At 65.0% G+C, this 10,343-nt stretch carries 9 protein-coding genes; 8 read left to right on the top strand and 1 reads right to left on the bottom strand.

Annotated elements, in window-relative coordinates; translation table 11 throughout:
- Positions 1-95: 95 nt before the first annotated feature.
- The 7 genes from ACGVWT_RS18765 to ACGVWT_RS18735 all read left to right on the top strand — a co-directional run bounded on the left by ACGVWT_RS18765 (position 96) and on the right by ACGVWT_RS18735 (position 9,643).
- Positions 96-356, top strand: a complete 261-nt coding sequence (locus tag ACGVWT_RS18765; protein WP_394427729.1) for a toprim domain-containing protein — start codon at positions 96-98, stop codon at positions 354-356.
- A 3-nt stretch (positions 357-359) separates the two neighbouring features.
- Positions 360-656, top strand: coding sequence for a hypothetical protein (locus tag ACGVWT_RS18760; protein WP_244305200.1), 297 nt, complete (start codon positions 360-362; stop codon positions 654-656).
- Between the two features lie 32 nt (positions 657-688).
- The gene (locus tag ACGVWT_RS18755; protein ID WP_147036899.1) at positions 689-964 is read left to right on the top strand and encodes a hypothetical protein; all 276 of its coding nucleotides are present in this window, start codon (positions 689-691) and stop codon (positions 962-964) included.
- 241 nt (positions 965-1,205) lie between these two features.
- Complete coding sequence (locus tag ACGVWT_RS18750) at positions 1,206-5,426, top strand: strawberry notch-like NTP hydrolase domain-containing protein (RefSeq protein ID WP_147036901.1); 4,221 nt, start codon at positions 1,206-1,208, stop codon at positions 5,424-5,426.
- A gap of 127 nt (positions 5,427-5,553) precedes the next feature.
- Positions 5,554-7,614: a ParB/RepB/Spo0J family partition protein gene (locus tag ACGVWT_RS18745; RefSeq protein WP_147036902.1), complete on the top strand. Its 2,061-nt coding sequence runs from the start codon at positions 5,554-5,556 to the stop codon at positions 7,612-7,614.
- A gap of 137 nt (positions 7,615-7,751) precedes the next feature.
- Positions 7,752-8,675 carry an ArdC family protein gene (locus ACGVWT_RS18740; protein ID WP_147036903.1) on the top strand — a complete coding sequence of 308 codons (924 nt, stop codon included), beginning with the start codon at positions 7,752-7,754 and terminating at the stop codon, positions 8,673-8,675.
- Entirely contained in the window at positions 8,672-9,643 is a 972-nt protein-coding gene (locus ACGVWT_RS18735) for a phosphoadenosine phosphosulfate reductase family protein (protein WP_147036904.1), read from the top strand. The genes ACGVWT_RS18740 and ACGVWT_RS18735 overlap by 4 nt, the downstream gene beginning before the upstream one ends.
- 5 nt (positions 9,644-9,648) lie before the next feature.
- On the opposite strand, the gene ACGVWT_RS18730 is transcribed toward ACGVWT_RS18735, so the two are convergent.
- Positions 9,649-9,930 carry a hypothetical protein gene (locus tag ACGVWT_RS18730; RefSeq protein ID WP_147036905.1) on the bottom strand — a complete coding sequence of 94 codons (282 nt, stop codon included), beginning with the start codon at positions 9,928-9,930 and terminating at the stop codon, positions 9,649-9,651.
- 120 nt (positions 9,931-10,050) lie between these two features.
- On the opposite strand from ACGVWT_RS18730, the gene ACGVWT_RS18725 reads away from it, so the two are divergent.
- Entirely contained in the window at positions 10,051-10,266 is a 216-nt protein-coding gene (locus ACGVWT_RS18725) for a hypothetical protein (RefSeq protein ID WP_394427724.1), read from the top strand.
- Positions 10,267-10,343 lie beyond the last annotated feature (77 nt).

Below are 10,343 nucleotides of genomic sequence, written 5' to 3'. Positions count from 1 at the left end.
GCCGGACCATCTTCTCGCCCACGTCTCTCCGCTCGGATGGGCGCACATCCTCCTCACCGGCGAATACCTCTGGCCGAAAGACGCCGACGCTTAGGGTGTCATTTCGCCCTCAGCCGGAACCGACCCCAACCTGGGCGCTGGGCGGCATCGAGCGGTTGGCGTTCGTCGCTATTCCCGAGAAGGTGCGGCGGGTCATCGTCTACAGCGATCGCGGTCGAGCTGCCGAACGCCTGTTCGCAAAGTCGCGCGATCACCTCGCGGGTAATGGTCGCGAGGTCATCAATCGCCCGCCACCCGAAGGCTTTGACGATTGGAATGACGCGTGGCGTGCGCACCTTCGCAGCACCGAAAGGTAGGTGATGAACGTGGATCGGCCCCCTCTCCCAGCCAACGGCCAAACTATCGCCGACATGCTCAATATGGGCTGCTTTGGTAATGGTCCCGCATTCTGGCGCTGGATCGAGACGCAGGCAGCGCAGCCCTACATCGCGGCTTGCGCGGCGCTGCGTGCACCGCCAGTCGCCGGCGAGTTCTTCGCCATCGACTTCGATGCCCCCGACATTCTTGATGCTGACGCTCTGGAGCGGCTTCGTCATAAGATTGAGGCGGAGCATGGTTCCGCTGACCCTAGTCCGGTAGAACCGGGCCAGAGGTGACGCTCGCTCGAGTGGCCGAGAAGGAGAAACCTATGTCGAAGATCATCCCAATCATCATGATCCTCGTTGGGCTCTTTATGTGGCGTTTTCCGGCTCGCTCTGCCTTCCAGCGTCGCAATGAAAACGGCATCGAGATATTCAAATCCTATGACCGTATGCGCGCGCGCAAATCCTTCGAAGGCCTGGTCCGTATCGCCGGCGCCGTCGTGCTGCTCGCCGGTCTCGGCCACCTGATCGTCCCAAGCGAGTTCAGCCTCTTCAACCTTGCTCATCCTGGAACCGCATCGGCGCCGGGGGAGGCACGCTGATGCGTCGGTTCTTACAATGGCTTGGCCTTCGCCGGCCAACCATGACTTCCGCCCCCTTGGCGATTGCACCTTCCGGACGAGGAAAGGGTGTCGGACCGGTCATACCATTGCTGACTGTTTGGGATGGCCCTGTCCGGGTGTTCGACCCTAAAGACCGGACACGCACTCTCCATTGAGAGGAGAGGGGGCCTTCGGCTTGTTGATCCGGTGATGAGCACCGGGCGACATAACGGAGGCCTCGATGCGCACTTCAGCCGCAGCTCTCGAACTCGACTTCACTGAACCGTCGATCACCGCCGCCAAGGCGGTAGCGTGTTCCATCGCCCAGAACGGATCGCTCCAGCGCGAGACGCTGCTGTGGGTCATGGAGCAAGCCTATGGCGGATCCTCGGCCGATGGGCGCTGGTCGCTCCGCGACGCCTACGACATGCTCGAACTTGCCGAGGTCATGCACCTTGCGAAGGCCGATCTCCCCGCTGATCCTGGCGCGTGCCTCGCCGCGCTAACCGAGCTGGTCGCCAGCCTGCCGACGCACACGGTTCGCAGCGAGGAGCAGATCGAACTTCAGCAATTTTCCACCCCTGCCCCAATCGCCTATCTCGCTGCGCTCGCTGGCCGGATTGCGACTACGGATCTGGTCCTCGAACCATCTGCCGGGACCGGCCTCCTCGCGACCTTCGCGTACCGCGCCGGCGCTCGCCTCGTCCTCAACGAGATCGATCCCGCGCGCGCCGAGATGCTCGCCGCAGCCTTCCCCGGCGTCACCGTCACGCGGCACGACGCCGAGCTGATCCACGATCTTCTTCCGACAACAATCCGGCCAACGGCCGTCCTCATCAATCCTCCCTTCTCGCGCAGCATCGGCCGCCACGCCGATCCGCTTGCTGCCTTCCGGCATCTGCGTGCGGCGTTGTTGCGGCTTGCTGCCGGAGGCCGCTGTGCCGCCATCCTTCCCGATCGCGTTGACACCTCAAGCCGCGCCTGGGCGAAGGCGACTGAGGGTTGCACGCTGACGCTGCACCTGGAGCTGCCGGCGAACGCCTATGCCAAGCATGGCACCAGCCAGACCGTGAAGATCATGGTGCTGGAGAAAGGCACCGGCACGCCTGCCGAGCTGATCCGCTGCGCGTCGCTCACTGACGCGCTCGCCGCGATCGGCGTCGGAAACTCGGCTGCGCCCGTCACGCCTGCCACTCGCCCGCTGTCGCTGCTCGCCCGCCCTGCCGGGCGCAGTTCGCTGCTTGGCGGGGCGCTGAGCAAGTCGCGCCTGACCGCTCCCGCTCCGAAAGCGGCGCAGTCACAGGTCGCGCACACCATCGACTATACCGTGTTCACCGATCCGCTCCCGACCGGCGAGTCCGTCGGCGTGTACCTGCCCTATCGGCCGAGCCGGATCGCGATCGCGTGCGCGTCCGCGCATCCGACCGCGCTGGTGGAATCCATCGCCATGGGCTCGATCACCGCGCCCAGGCCATCCTACGTCCCTACCCTCTCGGAGTCCGTCGTCGACGCGAAGACGCTCTCCGACGCCCAGCTCGAAACGCTGATCTACGCCGGCGACGCCTTTGAGCGCGATATTCCCGGCCGGTTCAAACCTGTCGAGGAGGGCCTGTCGATCACGCCCGACGAGGAAGGCCGTCCTTACCGAACCGGTTTCTTTCTCGGCGACGGCACGGGCGCCGGGAAGGGCCGCCAGGTCGCCGCAATTATCCTCGACCAGTGGTTGCGCGGTCGCCGCAAGCACATCTGGATCTCGAAAACCGAGACGCTGCTCGAGGACGCCCGTCGTGACTGGACCGCCGTCGGCGGTCTCGCGCTCGACATCCAGCACCTCAATCAGTGGAAGCTCGGCACGCCGATCGGCGCCGGCGAAGGCATCCTCTTTCTCACTTATGCGACGTTGCGCTCCAATCGCTGCGACAAGGGCACCCGGCTCCAGCAGATCCTCGAATGGGTCGGCGACGAGTATGACGGCATGGTCGTTTTCGACGAGGCGCACGAGATGGCCGGTGTCGCAGGCGGCGAAGGCCGCTTCGGCACCAAGGATGGATCCGACCAAGGGATCGCCGGTGTCCGCCTGCAGAACCTACTGCCCCGCGCCCGCGTCCTCTACGTTTCTGCGACCGGCGCGTCCGACGTCAACAACCTCGCCTATGCGACCCGGCTCGGGCTGTGGGGTCCGGGTACGGCGTTTGCCGATCGCCGTACCTTCGTCGACAGTCTGCGCCGTGGCGGGATCGCGGCGATGGAGCTGATCGCCCGCGACCTCAAGATGCAGGGGCTCTATGTCGCTCGCGCCTTGAGCTTTGCCGGCGTTGAGTACGACATCCTCAATCACAACCTCACCCCCGACCAGATCGAGGTGTACGATGCCTATGCCGACGCATGGGCGATCATCCACGCGAACCTACGCGCCGCGCTGGACGCGACCCGCGTCACCGACAGCTTCTCGAAGGACACCTATAACAGCGGCGCCAAAGCGGCCGCGCTCTCCATCTTCGAGTCCACCAAACAGCGTTTCTTCTGCCAGCTCCTGATCGGCATGAAGCTGCCTGCCTTGATCCCCGCGATCCGTGCCGATCTCGACCGCGGCGAAAGCGTCGTGATCCAGCTTGTCTCCACGTCCGAAGCGATGCTCAACCGGGCGCTTGCCGCCCTGACTGTCGAGGAACGCGCCAACCTTGACATCGAGCTTTCCCCGCGCGAGTTCGTCATGTCGTACCTGACGGCCGCCTTCCCGGTCCGGCAGATGAAAACCTATGTCGACGACACCGGCAAGACCCGCTCCGAACCTATGTCTGATGAGGACGGGCGGCCCGTGTTCAGCCAGGAAGCGCTCGAAATGCGCGACAACCTGGTCGAGCAGCTTTGCGCTCTTCCCGTCGTCGGCTCCGCCCTCGATCATATCATCGGGCATTTCGGCACCGATGCGGTCGCCGAGGTGACGGGGCGCAGCCGGCGCGTCATCATGGACGCGCACGGTCGCCAGCGCGTCGAGAGCCGCAGCCCGCGCACCAATCTCGCCGAGACGGACGCCTTCATGCGCGGTGCCAAGAAGATCCTGATCTTCTCCGATGCTGGCGGCACTGGCCGCAGCTACCATGCGAGCCTGACGTGCGAGAACCAGTCGCGGCGCAACCACTATCTCCTCGAGCCGGGCTGGCGCGCTGACGCCGCCATCCAAGGGCTTGGCCGCACGCATCGTACCCATCAGGCGACCGCGCCACTGTTCCGCCCCGTTTCGACCGACTGCCGGGGCGAACGTCGCTTCATCTCCACGATCGCCCGCCGGCTCGACAGCCTGGGCGCGCTCACCCGCGGCCAGCGGCAGACGGGTGGACAGGGCCTGTTCGACCCGCGCGACAACCTTGAAAGCGATTATGCGAAGGAATCGCTGGAACAATGGTTCCGGCTGCTCGCCGATGGCAAGCTGCGCTCGACCACGCTGGATCAGTTCCAGAAGCTCACCGGCCTCGAGCTGGAGGGCGAAGGAGGCGGTCTCAAGGAAGACCTGCCGCCCATCCAGCGCTGGCTCAATCGCATCCTCGCGCTGCGCATCGCGCTCCAGAACGCGATCTTCGACGAGTATCTCGGCCTGATCGAGGCTCGCATCGAGGCGGCCAAGGAAGCCGGTACGCTCGACCTGGGCGTCGAGAGCATCAACGCCGAGCGGATTACAATCCTCGACCGCACCGTCATTCGGCGCGACCAGACCAGCGGCGCCGAGACCGAGATCCTCCGGCTCGAAACCGAGGAGCGCTATAAGCCGCTCGCGCTCGATCGCGCGTTGCGGATCCTCGGCGAGGACGCACGGCCGATGGTGAACCGGAAATCGGGCAAGGCCGCGATCCGGTGCAGCACCTACTCGCTGACGGACGACGACGGCGAAATTGTGCGTCGCTACGAGCTGGTCCGCCCGACGCGCAGCGAGCGGATGCGGCAGGATCTTCTCGTCGAGACGATGTGGGAGGAGGCGAGCGAGGACGAGTTTGCCGCCCTGTGGCAGGCCGAGGTTGAGGAGATGTCGGGCAAGACCCGCACCAGCACGCTGTACCTCGTCACCGGGTTGCTCCTGCCCGTCTGGGACCGCCTGCCCGACGATCACGTCCAGGTCTGGCGTCTCAACACCGACGACGGCGAGTCCTTCCTCGGCCGCATCGTCCCTGCCCCGTTGGTCTCCAAACTCGCGGACGCATTCGGCATCGCCGCGACGATCACCGTGTCGGGCGCCGAAACCGCCAAGCACGTCATGACCAGCGGCGAGATCGCGACCGTGGGCGCGTACCGGCTGAAGCGCAGCCTGGTCGCTGGCCAGCAGCGTCTCGAATTGCTCGATTGGCCGCACACCCGGTTGGCCGAGCTGAAGGCGGTCGGCTGCTTCACCGAGATCATCCAGCACAAGACGCGGATGTTCGTGCCCGTCTCGACCGCGGCGACCGTGATCGACCGCATCACCGCCTGACGAACCAGGGACTTCCTCCCCGCTCGATCAAAGGGAGGGGAGGGAGCCTTCGGCCTTTTGAGCCTGATGAGCAGGCTTGCGTGACCGTCGGACAACGGCGCGCTGATCCCCCAATGGAGTATGACCGATGATCCAGTCCGTGAAGGTCAAGAACCTGTCGCTGTCGAAGGACAATGTGCGCAAGTCGAACCGCGATGCCGGCATCGACACCCTCGCCGCCAACATCGCAGCCCAGGGGCTGTTGCAGAACCTGATCGTCACCCCGCTCAAGAAGGCGGGTACGTTCACCGTGAAGGCGGGCGGTCGCCGCTTGCGCGCGCTCCAGCTCCTGATCGAGCAGGGCACCCTCCCCGCTGACCACTCCGTGCCGGTTCTCGTGCTCGGCGACGACGACAATTCGATCGAGGCGAGCCTCGCCGAGAACTTCCAGCGCGTGCCGATGAACCCGGCCGACGAATGCACCGCGTTCAACTTCCTGATCCAGAAGGGCATGACCGCCGAGGATGTCGCCAAGCGACAGGGCGTCACCACCCGCTTCGTCGAGCAGCGTGTCCGCCTCGCCGAGCTGGCGCCGTGCGTGTTCGAGGCGCTCGCAGCCGGCGAGATCACGCTCGGCGTTGCTCAGGCATACGCCGTCACCACCGACATCGACCGTCAGACCCGCGTGTTCACCCAGATGAACAGCTCATACTACGGCGACAATCCCGACAACATCCGACGTGCCATCCTCAACGGGACGGTCAAGGCGAACGACGCCAAGGCTCGCTTCGTGGGTCGCGATGCCTATGTCGCCGCAGGCGGTCGCATCGAGGGCGACCTGTTCGCGACCGCAGGCGACGAGAACTGGATCGATGTCGACGTCATCGAGACGCTCGCGGCCAAGAAGCTCGAAGCCGCGGCGGCCGAACTGGCGCAGGCCGAGGGCCTCGCGTTCGTCACCCCGATCGCGGCGACGCACGTCCCCTACGACGTCGCACATCAGCTTCACGAGTTTCACGCTCCCGCGCGTGCGCTCACCGAGGAGGAAACCGCGCGTGTCGAGGCGCTCTCGGCCGAGAACGACGCCCTGGTCGACCAGCTCGAGCAGGAACTTCCCGACGGCAGCACCGAGGCCGAGGCGGCAAACGCGCGCATCGAGGCGATCGAGCGCGAGCTGGAGGCGATCGACGATGCCCGCCATGAGATCGACCCTGCGGTAAAGGCGCAGATCGGCACGTTCGTTTATATCGGCGGTGACGGCGAGCCGCGCGTTCACACCGGCCTGTTCAGCGAGAAGCCGGTTGTCGACCCCAACGCTCCGCCCAAGGCAACGGGCGGCGCAGCCGGGGAAGGTGACTCCGACCAGGGGCCGAAGCTGAGCGCCACGCTGATCGACGAACTGGCGACCCAGCGCCGCCAGATTCTCGTGGCGCATATCGCCAGCGATCCCTCGATGGCGCTCGACCTGACCATCTTCCTGATGGCACAGAATGTCGTGTTCGAGCAGAGCCACATCCCGAACCACTCGACCCTGAAGTCGGGTGCGGCCGCCTTCCCGATCTTTGCCTTCCGGGACGAGGGCTCGATGGCGTCTCAGACCATCGACGACCAACGCCAGCGGCTCGATACGAGCTGGGCGGGCCACAAGACCATGACCGAGCGGTTCGACGCCTTCCGTGCGCTCGATGACGAAGCCCGGGGCGCATGGGTTGCATACTCGATAGCACGAACTCTCGAGCCGACACTCAACGTCACCGAGGGCTATCGCAGCAATGGCTTCCACGACCATCTCGGCCGCCTCCTCGACATCCAAGTCGAAAATTGGTGGCGCCCGACGGCCGAGAACTTCTTCGGCCGCGTCAAGAAAGGTGTCATGCTGGAAGCCCTCGAGGAGATTGGCGGCCCGATCCTGCGCGGCCGCTACAAGGACGCCAAGAAGGGCGACCTTGCCGCAACCTGCTCGTCGTTGTGCAATGGTCAGGGAATTGTCGAAGCCGAGATCCGCGAGAAGGCAACGGCGTGGTTGCCCGAAGCAATGCGCTTTGACGGGATCGAGAAACCATCGCGGTCGATGCTGCGCTCGACCTTCATCAATGACGTCGATGATGGCGATCCCGTCGATGACGAGGATCTGGCCGGCGAGGAAGAGGACGGCGCATCCGATCTGGACGCAGACGAGGATCATGAGGGGTTAAGCCAAGCGGCGTGACGCCGGCTTGCACATTTCGAGGCGACTGGGGGCGACACTCTTCACGGAGTGTCGCCCCTCTTTTTGTGACCCGTCGCATCCCTTCGGAGGAGAGGACGCGCAGACGGGTACGCCTCACCACGACCAGGAGAACGACCGTGGCCACGACCACCAATAAACCGTCGCCTGCCGACATCATCACCAACACCATCATCGATAAGCTGGAGGCCGGCGTTCGTCCCTGGGTCAAGCCATGGCGCCCTGGCCTGGGCGGTCGACCGCTACGCGCGACCGGCGACCCCTACAAGGGTATCAACTGCTTCTGGTTGTGGCTGTGCGCCGAGAGCGCGGGCTACAACTCGCGCACCTGGATGACGTACAAGCAGGCGCAGGCGCTTGGCGGACAGGTCCGTGAGGGCGAGCGCTCGCAGATCGCGATCTTCTACAAATCCTACAGCAAGTCCGTCGAATCCGTCGTCACCGGCGATACCACCGACGAGTTGCGCCGCGTGCTGCGCTCCTACGCCGTGTTCAACTGCGACCAGATCGACGGGCTTTCGCCTGATTACTACCCCAGCCCGGTCAGTATCGTCCCTCCCGCTGACCAGCTCCCCGACCGCGCGCAGCGCTTTATCGAAGCGCTGCCGGCGAAGGTCCAGATGCGCGGCGATCGCGCGTTCTACGACCGCATCGCCGACAGCATCACCATGCCGCCCGTCGAACTGTTCTCGACCCGCGCGTATTGGGCGTCGACGCTTGCCCATGAGGCAGGTCATTGGAGCGGCCACCCTGACCGCCTCGATCGCACCTTCGGCAAACGCTTCGGCGACGACGCTTACGCCTTCGAGGAGCTGTGCGCCGAGATGACCTCCGCGCTGCTCGGTGCCGATCTTGGCCTGCCGACCTCTCATCTCGATGACCATGCCGCGTATATCGCCTCGTGGTTGAAGGTGCTGCGCAAAGACAGCCGCGCGATCATGACCGCGGCCGCCAAGGCCGAAGCCGCAGCCGGCTACCTGCTCCGCGCGACGGGACTCGACGTCTCGGTCGAGCCCGAGGACCAGATTCGTGAAGCGGCATGACCGGGCAGGACGCCCGCCTCGACCTAGGCGCCTACCGGCGCTTCGTCGTGGCGTTCAGTGGCGGCAAGGACAGCCTTGCCGCCCTCCTGCACCTCCTCAGCCTCGGCGTGCCTTCGCACGCCATCGAGCTGCACCATCATGATGTCGATGGCCACGGCCCGACCTTCATGGATTGGCCATGCACGCCCGGCTATGTCCGTGCGATCGCCGAGCATTTCGGCATCGCGCTCTACGTCTCGTGGCGCGAGGGCGGCTTCGCGCGCGAACTGGCGCGCGACGACGCGCCGACCGCGCCGATCGCGTTCGAGACGCCGACCGGCATCGGCCGTGCCGGAGGTAACGGCCCTGCCGGCACGCGTGGGCTCTTTCCCCAGACGTCTCCCGATCTTCGGGTGCGCTGGTGCAGCCCCGCGCTGAAAATCGATGTGCTCGCGGCCGCGATCCGCAATCAATCGCGCTTCCTCGATGGTCGCACGCTCGTCATCACCGGCGAGCGCGCCGAGGAAAGCCCGTCTCGCGCGCGCTATGCGGCCTTCGAGCCGCACCGCACCTCTACGCTCGGTCGCGGCGTCGACCACTGGCGTCCGGTCCACGATTGGACCGAGCGGCAGGTCTGGGATTTGATCGCACGTTCGCGGATCCGGCCCCACCCGGCCTACGTCCTGGGATGGGGCCGGCTATCCTGCCGTGCGTGTATCTTCGGCTCCCCCGGCCAATGGGCGACGCTTCGCTCCGTCTTCCCGGCCGCTTTCCAGCGCATCGCCGCCAACGAGGCGGCGAGCGGCAAGACCATCCACCGCTCGCTCAGCGTGACGCAGCTCGCGGATCGCGGCACTCCGTTTCCGGCTGCGCTTCTCCATCCCGACGAACTAGCCCAGGCGGACGACCCGGCATGGCGTCTCTCGATCCTAGCGCGTCCTTGGACGCTCCCTGCCGGCGCCTTCGGCGATCATGCAGGGCCGTTATAACTCGCTTACGGGCGGTATACTAACTCGTCCGTTATGTATTTTCTCGAGCTGGTCTGATCTTCTTTGATTTCGCCAAAAATCACTCCCAGCTTTCCGATGGCCTCGTCACGTTTGAGAGATTCAGGCAGCCATTTTTTCAGTCGATCGACCTCTCCCTCCACGTCTTCGAGCCCGTCGCTCACGATGATGTAATAGTCGCTGTTCGGCTTATTCGTATCCGGATCGATCCACACGAGCTGCTTCCGGTCCGCCGTGATCTTCCAATCGCCCCAAACGCTATGGCTCATTCGGTATCCCTTCGGATGTTTCGCCATCAAGAACGGTTCCCGCAATCTAACGATCCCGCGTGAGAGGAGAGGGAGCCTTCGGCCTTTTTGGGCGCGTCCTGGCGCTCGGGAGGTTCGACAATGCTCTACGACACGCATTACCGCCACAATGAGGCACTCTCGCCGGAGGCACTCACCACTCTCCCCGCCGCGCTCCACGCTCTCAACGCAGGCGTCGACGACTGCCGGCGTGCCGGCAAGGCGATCGACCGCGACGCCGCCATCTTGCTGCTGATCCGCAATTTGGCCGCTGTCGCGGAACGCAACGCGCCTAGCTGTAGGCGCTTGCCATCGTAGCGGGCATTGCTCGCAAACGGAGCGGTTTCCTGCTCGAATTAACTGACAACATGCGCAGCGATCTGCTCACGCTATCT

It is taken from the genome of Sphingomonas sp. S6 (assembly GCF_043498045.1).
Taxonomy (GTDB): Bacteria; Pseudomonadota; Alphaproteobacteria; order Sphingomonadales; family Sphingomonadaceae; genus Sphingomonas.
The sequence above is the reverse complement of the archived record's forward strand: the minus strand, read 5'-3'. Positions and strand labels throughout refer to the sequence as shown.

Excerpts from the sequence above, each read along its gene's own strand:
- ACGVWT_RS18750 (WP_147036901.1), top strand. The coding sequence starts at position 1,206 with ATGCGCACTTCAGCCGCAGCTCTCGAACTCGACTTCACTGAACCGTCG.
- ACGVWT_RS18760 (WP_244305200.1), top strand. The coding sequence starts at position 360 with ATGAACGTGGATCGGCCCCCTCTCCCAGCCAACGGCCAAACTATCGCC.
- ACGVWT_RS18735 (WP_147036904.1), top strand. The coding sequence starts at position 8,672 with ATGACCGGGCAGGACGCCCGCCTCGACCTAGGCGCCTACCGGCGCTTC.
- ACGVWT_RS18730 (WP_147036905.1), bottom strand. The coding sequence starts at position 9,930 with ATGAGCCATAGCGTTTGGGGCGATTGGAAGATCACGGCGGACCGGAAG.
- ACGVWT_RS18755 (WP_147036899.1), top strand. The coding sequence starts at position 689 with ATGTCGAAGATCATCCCAATCATCATGATCCTCGTTGGGCTCTTTATG.
- ACGVWT_RS18725 (WP_394427724.1), top strand. The coding sequence starts at position 10,051 with ATGCTCTACGACACGCATTACCGCCACAATGAGGCACTCTCGCCGGAG.
- ACGVWT_RS18745 (WP_147036902.1), top strand. The coding sequence starts at position 5,554 with ATGATCCAGTCCGTGAAGGTCAAGAACCTGTCGCTGTCGAAGGACAAT.